A 23,168-nucleotide genomic window follows, 5' to 3' on the forward strand; every position below is an offset into this window, starting at 1 on the left:
CTCCCGTCCTGCCTGTGGCATTCTGGATTTCGACCGCGAACCCGCGGCCGAAGGAACATCCGGAGCGCAGACAAACATGGTTGAAGGAAAAGTGGTCGTCGTCACCGGCGCGGGCGGCGGCATCGGGCGCGACATCGCGCTGGCGATGGCCGCGCATGGCGCGAAGGTGGTGGTCAACGACATCGGCGCGGCGCTCGACGGCGCACTCGACGCCGAAGGCGGCGGCCCAACCCGCGGTGCAGGCCCCGCGCAGCAGGTGGTCGACGAGATCCGCGCGGCCGGCGGGCAGGCCGCGCCCAACACCGACAACGTGGCCGACGCCGCCAGCGCCGCGCGCATCATTCAGTGCGCGCTCGACAGCTTCGGGCGCATCGACGCAGTGGTCAACAACGCCGGCATCCTGCGCGACCGCTTCTTCCACAAGATGTCGGTCGACGAGTGGGACTCGGTGCTCAAGGTGCACCTGTACGGCTCGTATTACGTGAGCCGCGCGGCCGCCACGCATTTCAAGGAACAGGCGTCGGGTGCGCTGGTACACATGACCTCGACCTCGGGCCTCATCGGCAACCTCGGGCAGGCGAACTACTCGGCGGCCAAGCTCGGCATCGTCGCGCTGTCGAAGTCGATCGCGCTGGACATGCAGAAATTCAACGTGCGCTCCAACTGCATCGCGCCCTTTGCCTGGAGCCGCATGATCGGCGCCATTCCCACCGACACCGACGAGCAGCGCGCCCGCGTCGACAAGATCAAGCAGATGACGCCCGCCAAGGTCGCGCCGCTCGCGGTGTACCTGGCGAGCGACGCGGCGGCCGCGGTCAACGGGCAGATCTTCTCGGTGCGCAACAACGAGATCTCGCTCATCAGCCAGCCGCGCCCGGTGCGCTCCATCCACCGCTCCGAGGGCTGGACGCCGCAGAGCATCGCCGAGCACGCCATGCCCGCGATGCGGGCCAGCTTCTTCCCGCTGGACCGCTCGGCCGACGTGTTCAGCTGGGACCCAGTCTGAGGACAAACCCGCAGGAGGCCGCGCGCGGCTTCGGCTTCATTCGCCGGACAATGCGCGTTCCCTTCCTCCTTGGTGCCCGCGTCCGGTGAATCTGCACTTCGACCTGTTCGACCTGAAACTGTTCGTCTACGTGGCGGACGCGCACAGCCTCACGCGCGGTGCGGAGAAAGCCTGCATCTCGCTGGCCGCCGCCTCCACCCGCATCAAGCAGATGGAAGAGGCCGTGGGCGGCAAGCTGCTGCATCGCAGCGCGCAGGGCGTGACGCTCACCGCGGCCGGGCAGGCGGTGCTTTATCACGCCAAGCGCGTGATGCAGCAGATGGAGCACCTGCGCTGCGACATGCAGGACTTCGGCAAGGGCATCAAGGGCCATGTGCGGGTGTTCGCCAACACCACCTCCATCACCGAATACCTGCCGCGGAAGCTGGCGGGCTTTCTCACGCAGCATCCGGCGGTGCAGGTGGACCTGCGCGAATACCTGAGCGAAGAAATCGTGCGCGCCGTGGCCGACGGCGAGGCCGACATCGGCATCCTCGCGGGCGACGTGCACACCGGCGACTTCGACGCGCGCCCCTTCGGCAGCAACCAGCTCGTGCTGGTGGTGCCGGCCACGCACCGCCTGGCGGGCGCGCCCTCGGTGGCCTTCGCCGACACGCTCGACGAGCAGCATGTGGGCCTGCACCACGGCAGCGCCATCCACCGCTTCCTGCAGCGCCGCGCGGAGCTGGCAGGCCGGGGCTTCAACCCGCGCATCCAGGTCAGCAGCTTCGAAGCCATCTGCCTGATGATCGAAGCGGGCGTGGGGGTGGGCGTGCTGCCGGCGTCTTCGGCGCAGCGCCTCTCGATGGCGATGCGCATCTCGACCGTGGCGCTCAGCGACGCATGGGCCGAGCGCGAGCTGAAGCTCATTGCGCGCAACCGCGAGCAGCTGCCGGCCTCGGCGCGAGAGCTGTTCGACCACCTCGTCGCGCACTGAGGGCGCCGCCGCCATGTCCGCCGACCTGAAGTCGCTGCGCCTGTTCGTGACCGTGGCCGACCACGGCAGCATCAGCGAAGGCGCCAAGCGCTGCCACATCGCGCTGGCCGCGGCCAGCAAGCGCATCTCCGATCTGGAGGCACGCGCCAGGCTGCCGCTGCTGGTGCGCCATGCGCGCGGCGTCACGCTCACTTCGGCGGGCCACGGGCTGCTGCTGCATGCGCGCGCCGTGCTCTCGGCCATGGACCGCCTCGGCGCCGAACTCGACGATTTCCAGAACGGCGTGGCGGGCGTGGTCAGCATCACGGCCAATGCGTCGACCATCGCGCAGTTCCTGCCGGCGCAGATCGGCTCTTTCCTGCGCCTGCACCCGGTGCTCAAGATCGACCTGCAGGAGCGCGCCAGCACCGAGGTGGTGAAGGCCGTGCAGGCGGGCCTGGCCGACATCGGCGTGATCGAGAGCCACACGCCGGCCGACGGCCTCGAATGCCTGCCTTACCGCAACGACGAACTGGCCGTGGTGATCGCGCGCGACCATCCGCTCGCGCGGCGCAAGCGCATCGGCGTGGAAGAGGTCTTGCGCCACGACCATATCGTGGTGCGCGAAGGCACGGCGCTGCACCGCGTGCTGCTGGCCGCCGCGCTGGAGGCGCAGGTGCCGCTGAAAGTGCGCATGCAGGTGGGCAGCTTCGACATGGTCTGCCGCATGGTGGAGCAGGGCGTGGGCATCGGCGTGCTGCCCTATGCGGCCATCCTGCCGCAGCTGCAGATACTGAAGCTGCGCTGCCTGAAGCTCGACGCGCCCTGGGCGCTGCGCCGCCACCTGCTGTGCGTGCGCAAGCAGCAGGAGCTGACCGTGGCCGCGCGCTCGGTGCTGGAGCACCTCGGCCGGCCCGACTGAACGGCGAGGGCACGCGAGCCTTCGCGCGGCGCGAAGCCTCGCGCTCGCCAAAAACGAATTGTTCTTCGGCGGCCCGCGCGCAAAGATCGCGCAAACCAAAGGAGACACCCTTGAAGATCGTTCGCGTCAGCGCCACGCCGCTGAACATTCCCGTCACCATCGACGTGGTCGGCATGAACAAGCAGACCTCGCTGTCCCTGTGCCTCACCGAAATCGAGACCGACACCGGCCTCGTCGGCCACGGCATGACCGCCATCACCGAGGAAGAGATCATTGCTGCCGCCGTGCGCGAGGTGGCCGGCCCCGCGCTGATCGGCGAAGACCCGATGGCCACCGAGCGTCTGTGGGAAAAGCTCTACTGGCTGCTCTCGCCGCGCGGCCAGACCGGCTATGCCAGCCACACCATCGCCGCGCTCGACATCGCGCTGTGGGACATCAAGGCCAAGGCGCTCGGCCAGCCGCTGTGGCGCCTGCTCGGCGGCGCGCGCGCCAAGGTGCCGGTGTACGCCACCTTCGGCTTCGGCTTCTTCGAGCGCGACCAGCTCGCGGCCGCCGCCAAGCTGTGGGTGTCGCAAGGCTTCCAGCGCCTGAAGATGACGGTCGGCAACCATGCGCTCGCGCGCCGCGACGAACCGCGCCCGCTCGACGAAGTCATCGCCGAGGACGTGCGCCGCGTCGCGGCCGTGCGCGAGGCCGTGGGCCCCGACGTCAAGCTGTACGTCGACGCCAACTGCGGCCTCGACCTGTTCCATGCCACCGAATTGGCGCACCGCATCGAGCCCTACGGCATCAGCTTCTTCGAGGAGCCGCTCACGCAGAACGACGTGCGCCAGATGGCCCAGTTGCGTGCGCGCACCCGCATTCCGCTGGCCTGCGGCCAGAACGAAGGTCTGGCCTTCCGCTTCCGCGACCTGCTGGTGAACCAGGCGGCCGATGTGCTGCAGCCCAACGTGACCATCTCGGGCGGCTATTCGCAGGTGCTGAAGATCGCGGGCATGGCGCAGGCCTTCAATGTGCCCATCGACAACGGCGGCGCCTGGCCTTTCCACAACATGCACCTGCATGCGGGCGTGTCCAACGGCGGGCTGGTCGAGTACCACTACGTGGCGGTGCAGATGCTCAAGCAGATCTTCGACGGCCTGCCGGTGCCCGACCAGGGCTGGCTCACGCTGCCCGAGACGCCGGGCCTGGGTTTCGCGCCCAACGCCGACCGCGTGCGCGAGCTGGCGAAGCTGCCGACCTCGCACGGCAAGGGCAAGGCCTGACCGGCCGGCCGCTGCGTTCCAGCGACACTTTCCTTCACGACCGGGCCGCGACAGACGGCCGGCGATTCCGACCAAGACAACGGAGACATGATGAAAGACAGACAAGCGATTCGACCCGCGCGCCGCCATGCATTGCGCGCCATGATGGCCCTGGGACTCGCGGGTGCCCTCGCGGCGCCCGCGGCCTGGGCCCAGAAGTACCCGGACAAGCCGATCCGCCTCGTGGTCGGTTATTCGGCCGGCGGCGGTGTCGACGCGGTGGCCCGGCTGCTCGGCGTGCGCCTGTCGGCGGCGCTGGGGCAGCAGGTGCTGGTGGAAAACCGCACAGGCGCCACCGGGCTCATCGCGGCCGAATTCGTCGCCAAGGCGCCGCCCGACGGCTACACGCTGATGATGGGCGATAGCGCCTTGCTCATCGCCAAGCTGCTGCAGCCGAAGATCGGCATCGATCCGCTCACCAGCTTCAAGCCGGTGGCGGGCGCCTTCATCTCGCCGCTGATGATCGTCGCGGGCAACGACTTTCCCGCCAAGACGCCGGCCGAGCTGGTGAAGGAACTCAAGGCCAATGCCTCGCGCTATTCGTACGCCACTTCGGGCGTGGGCACGGTGCAGCACCTGGGCTTCGAGATGCTCAAGCAGTCCACCGGCAGTTCGGTGGTGCATGTGCCGTATCGCGGTGCCGCGCAGATCGTGCCCGACGTGATCGGCGGGCAGATTCCTCTTGGCGTGGTGAGCGCGACGGCCGGCATGGCGCAGGCGAAGGCCGGCAAGCTGCGTGCGGTGGCGCTGATGAACACGGCCAAGCTCGAAGGCGCGGAGAGCGTGCCGCCACTGGCCGATGCGCTGCCGGGGTTCGACGTGGCGCCGCGCATCTTCGTGCTGGCACCCGCGGGTACGCCCAATGACGTGGTCGAGAAGCTGTCGGCGGCGGTGAAGTCGGTGCTCGATACGCCGGAGGCCGGTTCCGCTGCCGCGGCGCAGGGCACGCTGCGTGCCTATGCGACGCCTGCGCAGCTTGGGAAGGACATGGCTGCGGAGACTTCGCGATGGAAGAAGATCATCGCGGATCAGCATATCGTGGCTGAGGGGAACTGATTTCTGCTGCTTCGGGGCGCGCTCACGCCGACGCCGTCGTGAGCGTTCAGAGCACCCGGTGGCCTGTGCACGCGCCCCGAAAGACCCGCAGACAAAACACGGAATACTGAAATGACAACACCCCACCTGGGTTTGATCGTCCCTCCCGCAGCCGGCGCGGTGCCGGTAGACGGGCCTCTGCTCTACGGCGATCGCATCCGCTTCACTGCCAAGGGCCTGGGCCTCGGAGAAATCTCCACGCGCGGCTATCTCGACGTCATCGATTCGGTGGTCGGTAAGGCCGTGGCGCTCAAGGAGGAAGGCGTGAGCGCTGTCTCGCTCATGGGCACCTCGCTGAGCTTCTTTCGCGGTGCGGCCTTCAATCGGCAACTCGAGCTCGAGATGACGCGCGCCACCGGATTGCCCTGCACCACCATGAGCAACGCCATCGTCGGTGCATTGCGTCACCTCGGTGTACGGCGCGTGGCGGTGGCCACCGCGTACATCGACGAAGTCAACGTGCATTTGCGCAAATACCTGGAGCAAAGCGACTTCGAGCCCCTGGCCGTCGAAGGCCTTTCCATTTCCGACGTGAAGGCCGTGGGCGAAGTGCCGACGCAGGTGCTGGTCGACCTGTGCATGAAAGTGTTCGATGCCCAGCCCGGTGCCGACGGCATCCTCATCTCCTGCGGCGGACTGGTCACCCTCGATGCGGTGCGCGAAGTCGAATCCCGCCTGCGGGTGCCCGTGGTGTCGAGCTCGCCCGCCGGCTTCTGGGACCTCGTCGGCACCGCGGGGCTCGATCCGCGCTCGCCCGGGCAGGGGCGCCTTTTCGGCTGAGTTTGCTCAGCCCAGCCAGCGGCCCACGCGCGGCGTATCCGCCAGCCGCCACACGCATTCGCACAGTGCCTTCGCCTCATCGGCGGTGGCGCCTTCTCCGTAGTGCGCGAGGCGCTGCATCTTGTCCTCGATCTCCGCGCGGTCCAGGCTGTTGCCCGGATCGCCCTTGGGCTCGTCCACGCGGCCCTGCAGCGTGCGCCCGTCGGTGGTGCGGACGCTGACCTTGCCGATCCAGCGCGCGGGGTAGGCGGCGTCGACTTCCTCGTCGAGCTGCATCGCCACCTTTTCGCGAAAGGCCGAGACCTCCGGCGCCAGAAAGTCGCGGTCGAACTCGCCCAGGCCCGCGCGGCCATACACGGCGATCAGGCCCAGCACCGTGCCCATCGAGAACTTGCCCTGGTGCACCGTGGCCGGCACATCGACGCGGCCCAGCACGTCGATGGCGCCCTGGTGCACATGCGTGGTCACGCGCGACACGTCGGCGGGCTTCAGTTCGTTCCGCCGCATCACCTGCAGCAGCGCATCTGCGGCGGGGTGGGTGTGACGGCAGGAGGCGTGGTACTTGAATGAGGTTTCGGCCAGCGTCCAGCGCGTGCCGAGACCGTCGGTGAGCTTGGCGGGGTCGGCGTCGCTCGACATGCCCACGCCCAGGCCCTGCGCGCCTTCGAGGATCTTCGCCGCGCCGGTGAAGCCGTCCTGCGCGAGGTAGGCCGACATCAATCCGCTCGTTGCCGCATGCGCGCAGTGCAACTGCTTGGAGTCCGCCGCGTCGCGCAGGAACTCCCACACGCCGGCCGACTGGGTGCCGGCCGAGCCGAAGGCGTGCAGCATCCGTTGGGGCGTGAGTTCCAGCAGGCGGCCCACGGCGGCGGCGGCTGCGAGCGTGCCCGCCGTCGCGGTCGTGTGGAAGGTCTTGTAGTGCGAGCGGCCGAGAAATTCGCCCACGCGAATGCCGACCTCGTAGCCTGCAACCACCGCCGTGAGCAGTTGTGCGCCGCTCGCGCCGATGCTCTGCGCCACGGCCAGCGCCGGCGCGATGACGACGGCGGCCGGGTGGAAGACCGAGCCGTTGTGCACGTCGTCCTGCTCGACGAAGTGCGAGGCCGCCGCGTTCACCATCGCGGCGAACAGCGGCGAGCTTGTCTGGCGCGAGGTCAGTATTTCGCTGGGGCCTTCCGCGGGGCCCATCATCCGTGCGAAGCGCTCGATGCTGCGGATGGGGCGCGCAGTGCGCGCGGCGAGCACCGAACCCAGCCAGTCGAGCATCAGGTCTTCGGTACGGCGCAGCACGGGGGCGGGAATGTCTCCGAACTTCAGTTCGGCGGCGAAGGCTGCGAGCGTTCTGCTCGGATGGTCGATGGAGTTCATGGGAAGTCCTTCAGAACGAACGGGGGAGGCCGAGCATGTGCTCCGCTACGTAGCTCAGGATCAGATTGGTGGAGATCGGCGCCACCTGATACAGCCGCGTTTCCCTGAACTTGCGCTCGATGTCGTATTCGCACGCAAAGCCGAAGCCGCCATGGAACTGCAGGCAGGCGTTGGCCGCCTCCCAGCTTGCCTTGGCCGCCAGGTACTTCGCCATGTTGGCCTGCGCGCCGCAGGGCTGGTGCGCGTCGAACAGGCGGCAGGCCTCGTAGCGCATCAGGTTCGCCGCTTCGACCTCGATGAAAGACTCGGCAATGGGAAACTGCACGCCCTGGTTCTGCCCGATGGGCCGGCCGAACACCACGCGCTCCTTCGTGTACTGGGTCACCCGGTCGATGAACCAGTAGCCGTCGCCGATGCACTCCGCTGCGATCAAGGTGCGCTCGGCATTCAGCCCGTCGAGGATGTACTTGAAGCCCTGTCCTTCCTCGCCGATCAGGTTCTCGGCCGGGATCTCGAGGTTCTCGAAGAACAGCTCGTTGGTCTCGTGGTTCACCATGTTCAGGATGGGCTGCACTGTCAGCCCCTTGCCGATGGCCTCGCGCAGGTCGACGATGAAGATCGACATGCCCTCGGACTTCTTCTTCACGTCCGCCAGCGGCGTGGTGCGCGCCAGCAGGATCATCAGGTCGGAGTGCTGGATGCGCGAGATCCACACCTTCTGGCCGTTGACCACGTAGCGGTCGCCCTTCTTCACGGCCGTGGTCTTGATCTTGGTGGTGTCGGTGCCGGTGGTGGGCTCGGTCACGCCCATCGACTGCAGGCGCAGCTCGCCGCTGGCGATCCTGGGCAGGTAGGCGCGCTTCTGCGTCTCGCTGCCGTGGCGCAGCAGCGTGCCCATGTTGTACATCTGGCCGTGGCAGGCGCCGGAGTTGCCGCCGCAGCGGTTGATCTCTTCCATGATGACCGAGGCCTCGGTCAGGCCCAGGCCGGAACCGCCGTACTCCTGCGGGATCAGCGCGGCCATCCAGCCGGCCTTGGTGAGCGCGTCGACGAATTCGGCGGGGTAGCCGCGCGCCTCGTCGATCTTGCGGAAGTAGGCGTCGGGAAATTGCGCGCACAGGTCGCGCACCGCGTCGCGGATGTCGGGGTAGTTCTTGTCGTTGGCGTTGTTCATTGCTTGCTGCTCTTCAGTCCTGGCGCGGCTCGCCGGCTTCCTTTTCCACGCGTTGCCAGATCTCCACCGCCATCGGGTCGTCGATCTCTTCCAGGATGTGGCCCACCAGCCCGATGGCGCGCGCCATCACGCCGAGGCCGCGGATGATCTTCCAGGGAAAGCCGAACTCCGCTGCAATCGCGCCGATGGCCCCCGTGGCGTTGATCGGCAGCGACTTGCCCGACACCCGCTCGGCTTCTTCCTGCACCGCCTGCATCAGCGCGACATAGTGGCCGGAGAGCCCGTTTTCCGCGGCGATCTGGAACAGGCGCGGCGTGCGCGGATCGACCGGCTTGTGCAGCGGATGGCCCAGGCCCGGCACGATCTGCTTGCGCGCGCGGTGGTCTGCGACGATGTCTTTCGCCATGTCGGCCAGCGGGCGCGTGGGTTTTTCCCCGAAAGGGATGGCTTCGTAGAGCATCTTCGCGGCGCCTTCGGTGCTGCCGACGAACACCGTGCCCAGCCCGCAGAGACCGGCCGCCACGGCCGCCTGCAGCGCCTCGGGAGCACCCGCATAGGTGAGCCGCGCGGCCAAGGCGCTGGGCGTGATGCCGTGCTCCACCAGCGTGACCACGATGGCATTGAAGGTCACCGACTCCTGCGGCGTCGGGATGCGCCCGGTCAGCTCCAGGAAGGCCATGTCGCCGAGGTTGAGGTGGCCGAGGATCTCGGAGGGCAGGTCGCGCCCGCGCACAGTGATCTTGTCGGGCGTGCTGTGGCCCAGTTCCGTGTGCAGGGATTTCTTGATCTTGGTGGTCATGCGCCGAATCTAGCCCCGCCTCGCGCGGGGCGTGTCTCTGATTGCGAAACCCTCCCTTCGGCAAATGCAAATGCTCGGCGGCCGGGTCTTCGGGCACGCTGCGGCGATGGACCTTGAATCACTTTCGGCGGTGCGCGAATCGGCGCTCGATTACTTCGTTCGCAGCCGCGCCATGCAGCGTCGGCGCCAACGCATGGAACAACCGGATGCCGACGAGGCCGCCGGCTGGCACGACATCGCCGCGCTGGGCTGGCCCGGCATGCTGGCGCCCGAATCGGCCGGCGGCCTCGCGCTGGGATTGGGCGGCGCCGCGGAGATCCTGCGCGCCGCCGGCGAGCACGCGGCGCCCGAGCCCCTGCTGGCGGTGGCCGGGCTCGGCGCGCTGCTGCTGTCGGAGCTGCACACACCGCGCGCCGATGCGCTGCTGGCCGAACTCGTCGCGGGTCGGAGCCTGCCGGCGCTGGCCTGGCAGGAGAGCGCGGGCGACCTCAGCGCGGTGCCGCTGGCCTGCGGCTGCGAAGCGCTGGCGGGCGATGCCGGCGGCGTGCTGCTGCAGGGCGAAAAGCTGATGGTGCTGCCCGGCGCGGCTGCCAGCGGCTGGCTGGTGTCGGCGCGCGGCGAAGACGACGCGGTGCTGCTGTGGGTGCCGCGCGGTACGGCGGGCGTGGGCGAAACGCCGGTGCCGCTGGTCGATGGCAGCCAGGCATCGAACCTGCGCTTCGAGCAGGTCGCGCTGCCTCCCGACGCGGTGCTGGCCGAAGGCCCGGCTGCGCAGGAGGCGCTGCGCCGAGCGCTCGCCGCCGGGCAGATCCTGCAGTCGGCCGAGCTGCTGGGCGCGGGGCAGGCCATGCTGGCGCAGACGCTGGCTTACCTGCGCACGCGTTCGCAGTTCGGCAAGCCCATCGGCAGCTTCCAGGCGCTGCAGCATCGCTGCGTCGATATGTTCATCCACCTCGAAGTGGCGCAGGCCACGCTGAACGAAGTGCTGGCATCGGCGGCGCAGGGGCTGCCCGCGGACCGGCTGGAGGCCGAGGCGAGCCGTGCCAATGCGCGCTGCACGGCGGCCGCATTGCAGGCATCGCGCAGCGCGGTGCAGCTTCATGGCGCCATCGGCTACACGCAGGAGTGCGACCTGAGCCTGTTCTACAAGCGGGTGCTGTGCCTGTCGGCATGGCTGGGCAATGCCAGCGCGCACCAGCGCCGGCATGCGTCGCTGTCGCGCGAAGCGGAGACCGTGGCGGCCATTGCGGAATGGCAAGGCGAGTTCCCGCGCACGGCCGACTGGGCGGCAATGCCCGAGGCCGACTTCCGCCGGATGGTGCGCGCCTTCCTGCAACAGCGCTATCCGCAGCGGCTGCGCTACCTGTCGCATCGTGCGCGCTGGAGCGAGATGCGCGAGTGGTATCTGACGCTCTCGGCGCAAGGCTGGATCGCGCCCGCATGGCCGCAGGCGCATGGCGGCATGGGGCTGCCGGCCGACAAGCTCATCGCGTGGATCGAGGAACTGGAGCAGCACGGCGTGGCGCGCGCGCCCGACCAAGGCATCGTGATGATCGGGCCGCTGCTCATCCAGCATGGCACGCCAGAGCAGCAACAGCGCTTTCTGCCGCGCATCCTGAGCGGCGAGCATGTGTGGTGCCAGGGCTACTCGGAACCCAACGCCGGCTCCGACCTCGCGGGCCTGCGCACCGAAGCCATGCCGGCGCGCGACGCACAGGGCGAGCACTTCGTGGTCAACGGCCAGAAGATCTGGACCACGCTCGCGCAGGACGCCAACCACATCTTCATGCTGGTGCGCACCGACAAGGACGCGCGCAAGCAGGAGGGCATCAGCTTCCTGCTGTGCGACCTGCGCACGCCGGGCATCACCATCCGGCCGATCCTTACGCTGGCCGGTGAGCCCGAGTTCTGCGAGGTGTTTTTCGACAACGTGCGCGTGCCCGCCGAGAACCTGGTCGGCAAGCTGCATGGCGGCTGGACCATCGCCAAGGCGCTGCTGGGCTTCGAGCGCATCTTCCTGGGCAGCCCCAAGCAGTCGCAATATGCGCTGGGACAACTCGCGCGGCTTGCGCAGGCGCGGCGGCTCTTCGCGGACCTGGTGTTCGCGCAGCGCTTCGCGGCGCTGCGGCTCGACGTGCTCGACCTGTCGGCGGCGTACACGGGCTTCGCGAACATCGTGCGGGCCGGCAAGCCGCTGCCCGCGTCGGTGTCGCTGCTGAAGATCTGGGCCAGCGAGACCTATCACCGCATCGGCGCGCTGCTGGTCGAGGCCGGGGAAGAGCAGGGCGCAGTGGCCGGCGACCAGGTGCTCGATGGCCAGACCTTCAACGTGCTCTCGCCGCTCATCGGCTCCACGGCCGCAATGATCTACGGCGGCACCAACGAGATACAGCGCAACATCCTCGCGCGGCAGGTCCTGGACCTGCCGGCGTGAGCGATGGGCGTCGAAGAAATTCAAAACAGGAGACAACGCTCATGACATCGAATCGCTTCTCTCGCCGCCAGCTCATGGCCGCGCTGGCCGGCGGCGCGGCACTCGGCGCACTGCCGCATCGTGCCTTCGCGCAGCAGCCGTTGCCGCCGCTCATCAAGCTGGTGGTCGGCTATTCCGCGGGCGGCCCTGTGGACGGCGCCGCGCGGCTGCTCGCACCCGCGCTGAGCCAGGCGCTGGGCACGCAGGTGATCGTGGACAACCGCCCCGGCGCCAGCGGCTCGCTCGGCGGCGACGCGGTGGCCAAGGCCGCGGCCGACGGCACGATGCTGTTCTTCGGCGCGAGCCCGACCATCACCATCAACCCCAACGTGCAGCGCCACATGGCCTTCGACCCGATGAAGGACCTCGTGGCCATCGCGCCGCTGGTGGACTACACCAACGTGCTGGTCGTCAACAACGACGTGCCGGTGCACAGCGTGGCCGAGCTGCTGGCCTATGCGAAGGCGCGGCCCGGCAAGGTGTTCTACGGGTCGGCGGGGGTGGGCGCGTCGAACCACCTGAGCGGCGCGCTGCTCGAGAAAATGACCGGCGTGCAGCTCACGCACGTGCCGTACAAGGGCAGCGCGCCCGCCCTGGCCGACGTGATGGCGGGCACCGTGACGATGATGTTCGACATCATCGCGACCTCCAAGCCCTTCATCCAGTCGGGCAAGGTGCGTGCGCTGGCCGTCACCTCGCGCCAGCGCAACCGCATGCTGCCCGAGGTGCCGACCATGATCGAGTCGGGCGTGGCCGGCTACGACGTGGGCGGCTGGTTCGGCCTCTACGGCCCGGCGCGCATGGACCCGGCGTTGGTCGCGCGCATGAACGCCGCCGCGCAGAAGATGCTGGCGCGCGAAGACATCGCGAGCCGCCTGCGCGAGCAGGGCTACGACGTGTGGTCCGGCGCGGCGGAGCTGCTCGCGGCCAAGGGCAAGTCGGACCGGCAGCTCTGGGCCACCGCGTCCAAGGGCATCGAGGCGGAATAGGCGATGCTGCATCACTCACGCATTCACGAACTGCTGGAGGCGCGCGCGGCGCGCACGCCGGAGGCTGTCTTTCTTTTCGAGCCCGGTGGCACCACCACTTATGCGGCGCTGCAGGCGATGACCGAGACCGCCGCGCAGGACCTGCTGGCCGCTGGCGTGCGCCCCACCGACCGCGTGGTGCTGGTGGCCGAGAACTGCGCCGCGCACATCGCGCTGCTGATGGCCTGCAGCCGCATCGGCGCGTGGTCTTGCGGCGTGAACGCGCGCATGTCGCCGGGCGAGATCGCGGCGATCGCCGAGCGCGCGGATGCGCGTCTTTGCTGCTTCACCACGGGCGCTTCGGAGGCGGCCGGGAAGCACGCGCAGCGCGCCGGCGCGGTGCCGTCGGCACTTGCCGGCGTGATGCGCTCGGCAACGCGCGACGAAGCGCGCATCGAACCCGGCCCGGCACTGGCTGACACCGCCGCCATCATCTTCACCTCCGGCACGTCGGGCACGCCGAAGGGCGTGATGGTCTCGCATCGCGGGCTGCTGCACTTCGGGCGGGTGTCGGCGGGCGTGCGCGCCCTGAGCGAGCGCGACAGGGCCTACGCCTTCCTGCCGATGACGCACATCTTCGGCATCGGCACCGTGCTGATGGCCGCGCTCACCGGCGGTGCGTCGCTGGTGCTGCGCGGCAGCTTCTCTCCGGCCGATATGCTGCAGGCGCTGGCGCACGAGGAGGTGTCGAACCTGCTCGGGCCGCCGACGATGTATGCGCGTCTGCTGGCCCACATCGACAGCGAGCGCATGGTGCCGCGCTTTCCGCATCTGCGCTACGTGTACACCGGCTCGGCGCCGCTCGATCCCGCGCTCAAGCAGCGCGTGGAAGGGCTCTTCGGCCAGCCGCTGCATTACGGCTACGGGCTGTCGGAGTACGCGGGCTCGGTGTTTCTCACGCGCACCGAGGCGCCGCGCTCGGACACGGCCGCCGGCCATGCGGTGGAGGGCGGCGAGGCCCGCATCGTGTCTCTGGAGGGGCATGACGCGGCGCCGGGCGATACGGGAGAGATATGGCTGCGCGGCCCCGGTCTCATGCTCGGGTACTTCCGCGACGCGGTCGCCACCGCGCAGGTGATGCGCCCGGGCGGCTGGTACGCAACCGGCGACCTCGGGCGCTTCGGCCCCGACGGCGCACTGTTCGTGGTCGGCCGGCTGAAGGAAATGATCATCCGCTCGGGTTTCAACGTGTATCCGGCGGAGGTCGAGGCGGTCATCGGCCGCTTCGGCGGCGTGCACCTGTGCGCGGTGGTCGGCGTGCCCGAGGCGGACGGCAACGAGCAGATCGTCGCCTTCGTGGAGCTGAAGCCCGGCGCGGTGCTCGACCACGCGGCGCTGCGCGCGCACCTCGCGGAGCATCTGTCGCCCTACAAGCGCCCGGCACGCATCGAGGTGATCGACACCATGCCGACCACCGCCAACGGCAAGCTGCTCAAGCGCGAGCTGCAGGCGCGTCTGCGCGCGGCGTAGGCAGGCTCGCCTGCAAGGGCCTCGGCGTTTTCCTGCAAGCGGGTGCGCCGAAGTCCTTCCGCCCGCCTCGGGTGCGCGCCGCATCTTGGAGCCTTCTGCAAAGGAAAGCACCATGGCCGATGACCTGAGCAAGCGCGGGCCGCAGGACGCCACCCGCATCAACGTGAACGAGGCGCACGAGGTGCGCTACTGGACCCAGACCCTGGGCGTGACCGAGGCGCAGCTGCGCTCGGCCATCGCCGCGGCGGGCGTCGAGGTGAAGGACGTGCGCACCTACCTCGGCAAGCCCTGAGCCTCGTAGGCTCGTTCCTACACCCGGCGGGGGAGCCCGGCACGATACTTGTTGCTCCCTCTCGTTTCAGGAAGTACCCGTGACCGTGCCGATGAACCCGACGCCGCTGGCAGCCGCGCAATGAAGTCTTCTCCCAGCGCGCGCAGCTGGATCGCCGCAGGCGTGCGCCACGAACTGCTCACCCGGGCCCTGCCAGCCCTCCGGCACGACATGGCGGCGCCGGTGTCGGTGATCCGCATGGCGCTGCTGATGCTCAAGCGTCAGGTCAGCGCTGCCACCGTCGATGCCGCTGCCTGCGAAGAGCGCGTGGCGCTGATCGACAACCAGGTGGCCGAGCTGGTCGACGCCATCCGTTCGCTGCGGGACTGGGAGCTGGCGACCGCCGACGACGGCATCACGCGCGGCGCGTTGGTGGCGCAATGCACGACGCTGATGCGCTCCGCCTTCGACCTGCATGGCGTGACGCTCGACATCGATCCCGCCCTCGAACCCCGCGAAGACGAAGCACGCTGGCCCGCCGCGGCGGCCCTGCGCTATCTGTTCCTGGGCGTTCTGGGCTACCTGCACGACAGCGCAGACGAGGCCGGTACGATCCGCGTCGAAGCGGACGGCGGCAATGCGCTGCGCCTTTCTGCGTTGCCGCGCGAAGCGGGCGGCAACGACGCGGTGCTCGACGCGCACCGCGCACCGCGTGCGCTGGCCATCGATGCCGTCGCGCTGCAGAACCTGGCCGAAGACCTGGGTTATGCCGTCGTGGTGGACGGCGACAGCGTGCGCTTCGCGCTCGCCACCGGAGGCTGAGCCTTCCTGCCGTTCCTGCGGCCATGGCCCGCCGCGGCGCGTGCCTGCCCCTGCCGGTGCGTGCGAAGAAAGGCCAGCAGCCGGCGTTCGGCCGCATAGAGCCCGCGTGAAGGCCGCGCCGTCTTTCGGCCCGCGATCTTCTCGAACAGCGCGGTGGCGGCGTCTTCGTCGTCGTCCGACAGGGCGCTGCCCAGCGCCAGCACGGCCGGATGCACATAGGCTTTCTTGCAGACAGCCGGCGTGTTGCCCAATTGCTTGGCGACGGCCGCGAGGATGTCCTTGGCGCTGTAGCGGGTGCCGTCGGCCGCGGTGCGCCCCGGCTCGCAGGCCAGCCGCGTGAGTTCCAGCGCCTGCACGGTGCCATGCCAGGTGCGGAAGTCCTTGGCGGTGAAGCGTTCGCCCGGCGCGGCTTCGGCAAGGTAGTCGTTCACATCGGTGGACGACACGCTGTGCAGCTCGCCGTCTTCGCCCGCGTACTGGAACAGCGCCTGCCCCGGCAGCTGCTGGCATTGCCGCACCACCTTGGCCACGCGCGGGTCGTCGAGCCTGGCCTCGTGCATCACGCCGCTCTTGCCCTTGAAGCGCAGCCGCAGCGCCGCGCCGTGCACGTCCGCATGGCGGTTGCGCAGCGTGGTGAGGCCGTAGGAGCCGTTGCTGCTCGCGTACTCCTCGTTGCCGATGCGCAGCAGGGTGGTGTCGAGCAGGCGCACCAGCGCCGCCAGCACCTGGCCGCGGCCAGGGGCCTGCTGCCCGTTGCCTTGTCCCTTTTCCGGCTGCAGGTCGCGCGCCACGCGGGCGCGGATGCGCGGCAGCGCCAGCGCGAAGGCCTCGAGCCGCTCGAACTTGGTCTCGTCCTTCATCACGCGCCAGTCGGCGTGGTAGCGGTACTGCTTGCGCCCGCGGGCGTCGATGCCCGTGGCCTGCAGGTGGCCGTTGGGCAGCGGGCAGATCCACACCTGGGTGTAGGCCGGCGGAATGGCCAGCATGCGGATGCGCGAGATTTCGTCCACGTCGCGCAGCCAGCGGCCCTTCGCGTCGCGGTAGCGAAAGCGCTCGCCGTGCCTGAGGCGGCGGATGCCGGGCATGTCGGGGTTCACGTAGACCAGCCCGTTGGCGATGGGCGTGGGCTTCGAGGGCGGCCGCGCGGACGGCCGCGATGCAGGGGAGGTGGAAGGAGCAGAGGGGGCCGGCATGGGGATTGCGTGGTGGTACGCACCGTTTTTGCCAGCGTCGACAATCACCGCCTGTAGGACGCCGCAAATGCGGCCCGTCTCTTCTTTCCCTTATCGAGCCTTCGAATGTCTTCTCGTCCCTCTTCGTCCTTCCGTAGCCGCTGGCTGCTGCTGCCGGCCGCCGTGCTGCTTGCCACGGGCTGCGCTTCCACTTCGTCCTCTTCCGTGCCGGCCTCGGCTTCGGCCTCGCCCGCACCGGTGAAGGTCAAGGTGTTCGTCGCCGCCATGTTCGAGATCGGCAAGAACACGGGCGACCGCGCCGGCGAGTTCCAGCACTGGTACGAGCGCTACTGGATGAACGCCAAGCCCATTGCCGTGCCCGGCGCGCTGCAGCCCGTGTACTGCAACGCCGACGGCGTGTGCGGCGCGGTGCTGGGCATGGGCAAGGTCAATTCGTCGTCGTCGATGCAGGCCATCCTGCTGAACCCGCAGCTCGACTTTTCGCAGGCCTACTACGTCATTTCCGGCGTGGCCGGCACGCCGCCCTCGCGCGGCACCATCGGCGAGGTGAACTGGGGCACCTGGCTGGTCGACTATGACCTGGGCCACCGCTGGGCCCCGGAAGAAAACAAGCCCGGCGAGCCGACCTTCATGCCGCGCAAGGGCTACGAGGAATACCGCCGCTTCCAGCTCAACCCCGACCTCGTGCGCTGGGCCATGAAGCTGTCGGCCGACACGCCCCTGAAAGACTCCGAATCGGCCCGCAAGTACCGACTGCGCTACCCCGACGCCGCGGCCCGCCGCGCGCCCTTCGTCGGCACCGGCACGCATATGACGGGCGACACCTTCTTCCACGGCCCCGGCATGTCGAAGCAGGCGCAGTACATCGCCAAGCTCTACGGCGCCGACGACTACGTCATCACCGAAATGGAAGCAGCCGCCATCACCCTGGTCATCAAGCGCACGCACGGCACCGACCGCGTGATGAGCCTGCGCGGCGCGGTCAACTTCGACCAGGGCAACCCGAAGGAGACCACGCTGCAGCACCTGGACCCGGCACCGGGCGAAACGGCCGGCGGCTTTGCCGAGACGGTGGAGAACGTCGAGCGCGTGGGCAGCCGCGTGGTCGACCACATCGTGGCCAACTGGCCGCAGTGGCAGGGCGGCGTGCCCAGGCCCTGAGCCGGCTCTGTCAGGGCCGCGCCGGCTGTAGGTGCCAGGTCACGGTGAAGTCGAAGGGCGTCCATCGGCTCACCGTGACGCCTGCCTGCCGCAAGCCTCGGCCTATCCACGTGTTGCAGGTCTCGAAGAGGTTGTAGGCGCCCTCGGCTTCGTAGAAGGCGTCCTGGTTGTCGTAGTGCGCGCCCGCGATGGGCTGTGCCGGCCCCGGCGGCAGGCTGGCGCGCACATGGGCGACGAGCCGCGCGTACTGGGCCTGCGACAGCGGAAGGTCGAAGGCGCCGCGGCCCAGTTGCCCGCGCCGCAGGTAGCTCACGTGCAGCAGCGAGCGGTTGCCGCCCGACAGCGCCCCGAAGGCGCGCGCCGCCGTCAGGTCGCCCCAGGTGGGCGTGTTCAGGTAGAACTCGCGGTCGCCCCAGCCGATGGCGACGAACTCGGCATCGGGCGGCGGGGCCCTGAAGTCTTTCAGCGGAAATACCTGCAGCCAGTCGATGGCGACGGAGCGGACCGGGAACACGTAGTCGGTGTGCACGCCGTTGCTCAGTACCCAGGCCTGCACTTCGGCGGGAGCGGCATTGCTTGCCGGCTTCGCGTCGTTGGCCGGCCAGAACACCAGCGCGCAGGCGACGGCGACGTACAGGCCGATCAGCGCGACCAGCCCCAGCAGTGTGAATGCTGTGCGCCGGAGCCAGCGTTTCAGCATGGTGGCGCCCGTCAGAAAAGAGAGGCCGTGGTCGCCACCGGCTCCGATGCCGCGCGCTGCGCGCCGGTGGGGGCCAGTGCTTCGGGGCTGCCGGCCTTGGCCAGCGCGCCCACGCGCACGCCCAGCAGCCGCAGCGGCCGCTCCAGCGGCACGCGCTTCAGGCACTGGCCGCCGGTCTGGCGGATGGTCCTGGCGTCGGCCGTGAAGTGGCCGATGGTCTGGTCGCGCGTGGCGATCTTGAAGTCGTCATAGCGCAGCTTGATGCCGATGGTCTTGCCCACGTAGCCCTTGCGCTGCAGGTCGGCCGCCACCTGCTCGCACAGCCGCGTGAAGATCGCGCCCAGCTCGGCGCGGTCGCGCACCGCGTGCAGGTCGCGGTCGAAAGTGGTCTCGCGGCTCATCGACACCGGCTCGCTTTCGGTCACCACCGGGCGGTTGTCGCGGCCCCAGGCCACTTCGTGCATCCACGCGCCTGTGGCCTTGCCGAAGTTGGCGACGAGCCAGTCGCGGTCGCGCGCCGCGAGCTGGCCCACGGTCTCGATGCCGAAGCGCTTGAGCTTTTCGTCGGCCTTGGGGCCGATGCCGTTCACCTTGCGGCAGGGCAGCGGCCAGATGAGCTTTTCGAGGTCGTCCTCGTAGACGATCGAGATACCGTTGGGCTTGTTGAACTCGCTCGCCATCTTGGCGATGAGCTTGTTGGGCGCCACGCCGATGGAGCAGGTCAGGCCGGTGGCGTCGAGGATGGCCTTCTGCAGCAGCCGCGCCAGCGAACGCCCGCCGTCGCGCTGGCCGCCGGGCACGTCGGTGAAGTCGATGTACACCTCGTCCACGCCGCGGTCTTCCATGAGCGGCGCGACCTCGAGGATGACTTGCTTGAACGCGCGCGAGAAGCGCCGGTATTCGTCGAAGTCCACCGGCAGGATGATGGCCTGCGGGCACAGCTTGGCGGCCTTCATGAGCCCCATGGCCGAGCCGACGCCGAACTGGCGCGCGGGGTAGGTGGCGGTGGTGATCACGCCGCGGCCGGTGTAGTCCTTGAGCAGGGGGAAGGACTCGACCGGAATGTCGGCGAGCGTGCCGCCTTCGGGCAGGTCGCGGATGGCCTCGTCCACGCGCCGCCGCCCGCCACCGATGACCACCGGCCGCCCCTTGAGCTGCGGATAGCGCAGCAACTCGACGGACGCGTAGAAGGCGTCCATGTCGAGGTGGGCGATGCGGCGGATCGGCGGGGCTGACGGGGACTGGGAGCTCACGGCAACAATTGTCTCGCGGGTCGGCGGCGTTCGCCTGCCCTGGGGCGATTCGTCAGCGAGTCTCGACGGTCCTGAGCAACGGCGACTCGAACATCGCCACCGGCGAGATCACCGGTTCGTCCATCGGCACCCTGTCGCCGTAGCGCTCGCGCATCTTGGCGCGCACCGCGGGGTCGGCCAGGTTGAATTCGCGGATCTTCTGCAGCTCGCCGATGCGCACGCCCAGTGCGCGCTGGTAGAGCTTCCAAACGAGTTCGGAGCAGTAGATGCGCTGGTCGGACCATTCGAAGGTCAGGTCGTAGGGGCGACCCTCGAAATCGGAGGTGCGTGCGCGCAGCTTCGCCACGGCTTCCGGTGTCAGCAGCCTGTCTGCATCGCGCAGGCGCTTGACCACGTAGTGGCCGCCGTTGCCGCGCGCGGTCCATTGCGCGAGCGGCGTGTAGCGCACCGTGGATACCGCCTCGAACACATGGGGTTTGCCGCCCCGCATCAGCACGATGCCCATGTGGCTGTAGCGCGAGCCGGTGGCGCGCTGCACCGCCAGGCTCTGCGCCGAGCGCGAGGTGTGGAAGATGATGTCGCCGTCTTTCAGCTCGGCTGCAGCGTGGCCGGCGCTGCAGAAAAGCAGGGGCAGGAGCAGCGCGAGCGCCGCGGGGAGCTTTTTCATGTTGCCGCGCATTGTCCGGCAGGCCGGCGCGTGCGGGCTTCGTCTTTGGCTTGCCTGACTCCCACCTGCGGCGCGGCGGGTCATTGCTTGCGCGGTGCAGCATGCCGGTGCCATCATGCGCGCCATGCAAACAGTCGCCTCCATTCTCTGGCGCAGGCTCGATGCGCCGGGCCATGACGCCTGCCGTCTCGAGCGCAACGCCACGGCCTTGCAACTCGATGACGCAGCCGTGTTCCGGCTGGAAGACGGCCGCATCGGCCAGTTGAACTATCGTGTGCGTTGCGATCTTCACTGGCACACCCAGTGGGGCACCGTGCGCGGCTGGCTCGGCGGCGCGCCGGTCGACCTGTCGATCTCGCGCGACGCACGCGGCCACTGGAAGCTCAACGACGAGCCGGTGACCGACCTGTCGCATTGCTTGGACCTCGACCTGGGCTTCACCCCCGCCACCAACCTGCTGCAACTGCGCCGCCTGGGCCTTGCCAAGGGCGAGGGCGCCGACGCCCCGGCCGCCTGGCTCGACCTGGACGGCGGCGGCGTGTTGAGCGAACTGGCGCAGCGCTACGAGCGCCACAGCGACACCGAATATGCCTACGAAGCCAAGCGCTTCGACTACGCGGCCACCTTGAGCGTGACCGAAGACGGCTTCGTGCGCGACTACCCGCGGCTCTGGAGCGCGGACTGACCGGCGCTTAGTCTGGCGTTCAGTCGAACTGCGAGCGGTCGCCCGCAACCAGTTCGCGGTTGCGCCGCCGGTCGATCGCGATCTCGTGCGCGAAAGCCTCGGTGCCGCCGCCAGCCGGCAGGTTGTAGGCCCCATGAAGCCGCGCGCGCACCGTGCCGCTCTCGAGCACGCGGTTGATCTCGGCGTTGAGCCGCTGCACCACCGCAGGCGGCGTGCGAGCCGGCGCGAAGATGCCGAAGAGCGAATCGCGGTTCGCCTTCTCGAAGCCCAGCTCCGCCAGTGTCGGCACGTCGGGCAGCGCTTCGATGCGCGCGGGCGCGCCTACCGCCAGCGGCTGGAAGCGGCCACTTTCGATGTACTGCAATTGCTGCGCCGCGACATTGGTCGACAGCACTTCGAACTGCCCGCTGAGCGCATCGTTGAGTTGCGGGCCGCCGCCCTGGTAGGGGATGTGCGTGATGTCGGTGCGGCTTTGCATGCGCACCTGCGCCAGCACCATGTGGCCGATGGTGGCCACGCCCGACGTGGCCCAGCGCACCGCGCCCGGCCGGCTGCGCGCCTGCGCGATCAGCGCGCCGAAGCCGCGTCCCTCGAAGGCCGGCGTGCCGACCACCAGCACCGGCGTGCGCATCACGCTGGCCACGGGCACGAAGGCGCGCTGCGGGTCGTAGGGCACGCGCGCCAGCAGCGGATGCAGCGTGAGCGGGCTGATGGCGGAGAAGGCCAGCGTGCAGCCGTCGGGCGCCGAACGCGCGAGTGCGTCCATGCCCAGGCTGCCGCCGGCGCCGGGACGGTTCTCGATCAGCACCGGCGTGCCGAGCGCCTGTGCGAGCGGCTCGGCCAGCACCCGCGCCATGCCGTCGCTGACCCCGCCGGGCGGATACACCACGATCAGCCGCACCGCGCGGTTGGGCCAGTTGGAAGGTGCCGCGCGCAAGAGGCCCGGTGCCGCGCAGGCGGCGGCGAAGAGGGCGCCTGCGCCCTGCGCGAAGCGGCGTCTCGCCCGCGTATTCATGGCGCCGCCGGGTCGGCTTTGGCGTGCGCGCTCGCGAGCTTGCGCAGCAGCGCCGCGAAATGCTGCGCGGGCAGGTTGTCTTCTTCGGCGCGCGACACCAGCGTGAGCGGCGCGTCGAGCTGGCCGCCGTCGGCCAGCCGCGTGTAGGCGATGGCGTGCGCGTGCACGCCGGTCATCGAGGCGGGCACCACCGACAGGCCGACGCCCGCGGCCACGAGGTTCAGGTTGGTCATCATGCGATCGACTTCGGCCACCACGCGCGGGCGCAGCCCCTTGGCGTGGCACAGCGCGAGCAGCTCGGCATAGAGGCCGGGCGCGCCCGGCCTCCGCACGAGGATGATGCCCTCCTCGCACAGCCTGGCAAGAGGCAGGGGCCGCGAAGCCTTGGTGCGGGCGAGGGCAAAGCGATGGTCGCTCGGCATGGCCACCAGCACGGGTTCGCGCAGCATCGTCTCGAACACCAGCCCTTCGGGCCGCGCCACCGGCACGCGCAGCAGGCCGCAGTGCAGCCGCCCCGCGGCCAGCGCGTCGGTGAGCTCGGCCGCGTTGTCCTCGCGCAGCTGCAGCTCCACCAGGGGGTAGGCGCGGCGGAATGCGCGCAGCGCCTCGGGCATGAAGCGATGCGCCGCCGCCGAGCTGGTGAAGCCGACCGCGAGCGTGTCGGCCTGCCCCTTGGCCACGCGCGCCATGCGCTGCTTCATCGACTCCATGTCCTGCAGCATGCGCAGCGCCTCGGCCTGGAACAGCCGGCCCGCGTCGGTGAGCGCCACGCCGCGCGGATGGCGGCGGAACAGCGGCATGCCCAGCTCGCGTTCGAGTGCCTTGATCTGCAGGCTCAGCGGTGGTTGCTGGATGCCGAGTTGCTCGGCCGCGCGTGTCATGTGGCCGGTGCCCGCGACGGCGACGAAGTAGCGCAGTGCCCTTATGTCCATATATTTTTGGTATTGAAAGTGCCTTGTTATTTTATTTGACCCTAGGTCACACCGAATCTATCGTCCGGCCGCCCATTCAAGAACAAGCGGCCCAA

22 protein-coding genes are annotated in these 23,168 nt (G+C 69.3%); 13 read left to right on the forward strand and 9 right to left on the reverse strand.

The window, feature by feature from the left end; all coding sequences use genetic code 11:
- The first annotated feature begins 76 nt into the window (after positions 1–76).
- The 6 genes from L3V85_RS09755 (at position 77) to L3V85_RS09780 (ending at position 6,062) form a co-directional block, all read left to right on the forward strand.
- Positions 77–1,006, forward strand: a complete 930-nt coding sequence (locus L3V85_RS09755) for an SDR family NAD(P)-dependent oxidoreductase (RefSeq protein ID WP_237679108.1) — start codon at positions 77–79, stop codon at positions 1,004–1,006.
- Positions 1,007–1,091: 85 nt separating this feature from the next.
- Complete coding sequence (locus L3V85_RS09760; protein ID WP_237679109.1) at positions 1,092–1,982, forward strand: LysR substrate-binding domain-containing protein; 891 nt, start codon at positions 1,092–1,094, stop codon at positions 1,980–1,982.
- Positions 1,983–1,995: 13 nt separating this feature from the next.
- Positions 1,996–2,883, forward strand: coding sequence for a LysR family transcriptional regulator (locus tag L3V85_RS09765; protein ID WP_237679110.1), 888 nt, complete (start codon positions 1,996–1,998; stop codon positions 2,881–2,883).
- Positions 2,884–2,993: 110 nt separating this feature from the next.
- On the forward strand, positions 2,994–4,148 hold the full coding sequence (locus tag L3V85_RS09770) for a mandelate racemase/muconate lactonizing enzyme family protein (protein ID WP_237679111.1): 1,155 nt from the start codon (positions 2,994–2,996) through the stop codon (positions 4,146–4,148).
- A gap of 90 nt (positions 4,149–4,238) precedes the next feature.
- Positions 4,239–5,243 (forward strand): Bug family tripartite tricarboxylate transporter substrate binding protein, encoded by a 1,005-nt coding sequence (locus L3V85_RS09775; protein ID WP_237679112.1) that lies wholly within the window; start codon positions 4,239–4,241, stop codon positions 5,241–5,243.
- Positions 5,244–5,354: 111 nt separating this feature from the next.
- Positions 5,355–6,062 (forward strand): aspartate/glutamate racemase family protein, encoded by a 708-nt coding sequence (locus L3V85_RS09780; RefSeq protein WP_237679113.1) that lies wholly within the window; start codon positions 5,355–5,357, stop codon positions 6,060–6,062.
- A 6-nt stretch (positions 6,063–6,068) separates the two neighbouring features.
- Here L3V85_RS09780 and L3V85_RS09785 read toward each other — a convergent pair whose 3' ends face one another.
- Genes L3V85_RS09785 through L3V85_RS09795 form a run of 3 tightly spaced genes read right to left on the reverse strand, consistent with a single transcriptional unit; the run spans position 6,069 to position 9,403 of the window.
- Positions 6,069–7,430: an MmgE/PrpD family protein gene (locus tag L3V85_RS09785; protein ID WP_237679114.1), complete on the reverse strand. Its 1,362-nt coding sequence runs from the start codon at positions 7,428–7,430 to the stop codon at positions 6,069–6,071.
- A 10-nt stretch (positions 7,431–7,440) separates the two neighbouring features.
- The gene (locus L3V85_RS09790) at positions 7,441–8,604 is read right to left on the reverse strand and encodes an acyl-CoA dehydrogenase family protein (RefSeq protein WP_237679115.1); all 1,164 of its coding nucleotides are present in this window, start codon (positions 8,602–8,604) and stop codon (positions 7,441–7,443) included.
- Positions 8,605–8,617: 13 nt separating this feature from the next.
- Entirely contained in the window at positions 8,618–9,403 is a 786-nt protein-coding gene (locus L3V85_RS09795) for a citryl-CoA lyase (RefSeq protein ID WP_237679116.1), read from the reverse strand.
- A 106-nt stretch (positions 9,404–9,509) separates the two neighbouring features.
- Between L3V85_RS09795 and L3V85_RS09800 the strand changes: the two genes are divergently transcribed.
- The 5 genes from L3V85_RS09800 to L3V85_RS09820 all read left to right on the forward strand — a co-directional run bounded on the left by L3V85_RS09800 (position 9,510) and on the right by L3V85_RS09820 (position 15,467).
- Positions 9,510–11,837 carry an acyl-CoA dehydrogenase gene (locus tag L3V85_RS09800; RefSeq protein WP_237679117.1) on the forward strand — a complete coding sequence of 776 codons (2,328 nt, stop codon included), beginning with the start codon at positions 9,510–9,512 and terminating at the stop codon, positions 11,835–11,837.
- A gap of 41 nt (positions 11,838–11,878) precedes the next feature.
- Positions 11,879–12,865 (forward strand): Bug family tripartite tricarboxylate transporter substrate binding protein, encoded by a 987-nt coding sequence (locus tag L3V85_RS09805; RefSeq protein WP_237679118.1) that lies wholly within the window; start codon positions 11,879–11,881, stop codon positions 12,863–12,865.
- Positions 12,866–12,868: 3 nt separating this feature from the next.
- Positions 12,869–14,374, forward strand: coding sequence for a class I adenylate-forming enzyme family protein (locus L3V85_RS09810; RefSeq protein WP_237679119.1), 1,506 nt, complete (start codon positions 12,869–12,871; stop codon positions 14,372–14,374).
- 112 nt (positions 14,375–14,486) lie between these two features.
- On the forward strand, positions 14,487–14,666 hold the full coding sequence (locus L3V85_RS09815) for a DUF3606 domain-containing protein (protein WP_198085197.1): 180 nt from the start codon (positions 14,487–14,489) through the stop codon (positions 14,664–14,666).
- 120 nt (positions 14,667–14,786) lie between these two features.
- Positions 14,787–15,467: a hypothetical protein gene (locus L3V85_RS09820; protein WP_237679120.1), complete on the forward strand. Its 681-nt coding sequence runs from the start codon at positions 14,787–14,789 to the stop codon at positions 15,465–15,467.
- Here L3V85_RS09820 and L3V85_RS09825 read toward each other — a convergent pair.
- Positions 15,410–16,660: a DNA topoisomerase IB gene (locus L3V85_RS09825; protein ID WP_237679121.1), complete on the reverse strand. Its 1,251-nt coding sequence runs from the start codon at positions 16,658–16,660 to the stop codon at positions 15,410–15,412. The genes L3V85_RS09820 and L3V85_RS09825 overlap by 58 nt on opposite strands.
- Before the next feature lie 105 nt (positions 16,661–16,765).
- Here L3V85_RS09825 and L3V85_RS09830 point away from each other — a divergent pair, with 105 nt between their 5' ends.
- Entirely contained in the window at positions 16,766–17,821 is a 1,056-nt protein-coding gene (locus tag L3V85_RS09830; RefSeq protein WP_237679122.1) for a purine-nucleoside phosphorylase, read from the forward strand.
- Between the two features lie 10 nt (positions 17,822–17,831).
- Here the strand turns inward: L3V85_RS09830 and L3V85_RS09835 are convergent, their stop codons facing one another.
- The 3 genes from L3V85_RS09835 to L3V85_RS09845 all read right to left on the reverse strand — a co-directional run bounded on the left by L3V85_RS09835 (position 17,832) and on the right by L3V85_RS09845 (position 20,441).
- Positions 17,832–18,521 carry a TIGR02117 family protein gene (locus L3V85_RS09835; RefSeq protein WP_237679123.1) on the reverse strand — a complete coding sequence of 230 codons (690 nt, stop codon included), beginning with the start codon at positions 18,519–18,521 and terminating at the stop codon, positions 17,832–17,834.
- An 11-nt stretch (positions 18,522–18,532) separates the two neighbouring features.
- Complete coding sequence (locus L3V85_RS09840; RefSeq protein ID WP_414080227.1) at positions 18,533–19,720, reverse strand: Y-family DNA polymerase; 1,188 nt, start codon at positions 19,718–19,720, stop codon at positions 18,533–18,535.
- Positions 19,721–19,826: 106 nt separating this feature from the next.
- On the reverse strand, positions 19,827–20,441 hold the full coding sequence (locus L3V85_RS09845; protein WP_237679125.1) for a YiiX family permuted papain-like enzyme: 615 nt from the start codon (positions 20,439–20,441) through the stop codon (positions 19,827–19,829).
- A gap of 124 nt (positions 20,442–20,565) precedes the next feature.
- Here L3V85_RS09845 and L3V85_RS09850 point away from each other — a divergent pair, with 124 nt between their 5' ends.
- On the forward strand, positions 20,566–21,126 hold the full coding sequence (locus L3V85_RS09850) for a putative glycolipid-binding domain-containing protein (protein WP_237679126.1): 561 nt from the start codon (positions 20,566–20,568) through the stop codon (positions 21,124–21,126).
- 19 nt (positions 21,127–21,145) lie between these two features.
- Here L3V85_RS09850 and L3V85_RS09855 read toward each other — a convergent pair whose 3' ends face one another.
- Positions 21,146–22,141 (reverse strand): Bug family tripartite tricarboxylate transporter substrate binding protein, encoded by a 996-nt coding sequence (locus tag L3V85_RS09855; RefSeq protein ID WP_237679127.1) that lies wholly within the window; start codon positions 22,139–22,141, stop codon positions 21,146–21,148.
- Positions 22,138–23,073, reverse strand: coding sequence for a LysR family transcriptional regulator (locus L3V85_RS09860; protein WP_237679128.1), 936 nt, complete (start codon positions 23,071–23,073; stop codon positions 22,138–22,140). The genes L3V85_RS09855 and L3V85_RS09860 overlap by 4 nt, the downstream gene beginning before the upstream one ends.
- Positions 23,074–23,168 lie beyond the last annotated feature (95 nt).

This window comes from Variovorax paradoxus (genome assembly GCF_022009635.1).
GTDB lineage: Bacteria > Pseudomonadota > Gammaproteobacteria > Burkholderiales > Burkholderiaceae_C > Variovorax.

Excerpts from the sequence above, each read along its gene's own strand:
- L3V85_RS09755 (WP_237679108.1), top strand. The coding sequence starts at position 77 with ATGGTTGAAGGAAAAGTGGTCGTCGTCACCGGCGCGGGCGGCGGCATC.
- L3V85_RS09765 (WP_237679110.1), top strand. The coding sequence starts at position 1,996 with ATGTCCGCCGACCTGAAGTCGCTGCGCCTGTTCGTGACCGTGGCCGAC.
- L3V85_RS09775 (WP_237679112.1), top strand. The coding sequence starts at position 4,239 with ATGAAAGACAGACAAGCGATTCGACCCGCGCGCCGCCATGCATTGCGC.
- L3V85_RS09780 (WP_237679113.1), top strand. The coding sequence starts at position 5,355 with ATGACAACACCCCACCTGGGTTTGATCGTCCCTCCCGCAGCCGGCGCG.
- L3V85_RS09785 (WP_237679114.1), bottom strand. The coding sequence starts at position 7,430 with ATGAACTCCATCGACCATCCGAGCAGAACGCTCGCAGCCTTCGCCGCC.
- L3V85_RS09790 (WP_237679115.1), bottom strand. The coding sequence starts at position 8,604 with ATGAACAACGCCAACGACAAGAACTACCCCGACATCCGCGACGCGGTG.
- L3V85_RS09795 (WP_237679116.1), bottom strand. The coding sequence starts at position 9,403 with ATGACCACCAAGATCAAGAAATCCCTGCACACGGAACTGGGCCACAGC.
- L3V85_RS09800 (WP_237679117.1), top strand. The coding sequence starts at position 9,510 with ATGGACCTTGAATCACTTTCGGCGGTGCGCGAATCGGCGCTCGATTAC.
- L3V85_RS09805 (WP_237679118.1), top strand. The coding sequence starts at position 11,879 with ATGACATCGAATCGCTTCTCTCGCCGCCAGCTCATGGCCGCGCTGGCC.
- L3V85_RS09810 (WP_237679119.1), top strand. The coding sequence starts at position 12,869 with ATGCTGCATCACTCACGCATTCACGAACTGCTGGAGGCGCGCGCGGCG.
- L3V85_RS09815 (WP_198085197.1), top strand. The coding sequence starts at position 14,487 with ATGGCCGATGACCTGAGCAAGCGCGGGCCGCAGGACGCCACCCGCATC.
- L3V85_RS09820 (WP_237679120.1), top strand. The coding sequence starts at position 14,787 with ATGAAGTCTTCTCCCAGCGCGCGCAGCTGGATCGCCGCAGGCGTGCGC.
- L3V85_RS09825 (WP_237679121.1), bottom strand. The coding sequence starts at position 16,660 with ATGCCGGCCCCCTCTGCTCCTTCCACCTCCCCTGCATCGCGGCCGTCC.
- L3V85_RS09830 (WP_237679122.1), top strand. The coding sequence starts at position 16,766 with ATGTCTTCTCGTCCCTCTTCGTCCTTCCGTAGCCGCTGGCTGCTGCTG.
- L3V85_RS09835 (WP_237679123.1), bottom strand. The coding sequence starts at position 18,521 with ATGCTGAAACGCTGGCTCCGGCGCACAGCATTCACACTGCTGGGGCTG.
- L3V85_RS09840 (WP_414080227.1), bottom strand. The coding sequence starts at position 19,720 with ATGGACGCCTTCTACGCGTCCGTCGAGTTGCTGCGCTATCCGCAGCTC.
- L3V85_RS09845 (WP_237679125.1), bottom strand. The coding sequence starts at position 20,441 with ATGAAAAAGCTCCCCGCGGCGCTCGCGCTGCTCCTGCCCCTGCTTTTC.
- L3V85_RS09850 (WP_237679126.1), top strand. The coding sequence starts at position 20,566 with ATGCAAACAGTCGCCTCCATTCTCTGGCGCAGGCTCGATGCGCCGGGC.
- L3V85_RS09855 (WP_237679127.1), bottom strand. The coding sequence starts at position 22,141 with ATGAATACGCGGGCGAGACGCCGCTTCGCGCAGGGCGCAGGCGCCCTC.
- L3V85_RS09860 (WP_237679128.1), bottom strand. The coding sequence starts at position 23,073 with ATGGACATAAGGGCACTGCGCTACTTCGTCGCCGTCGCGGGCACCGGC.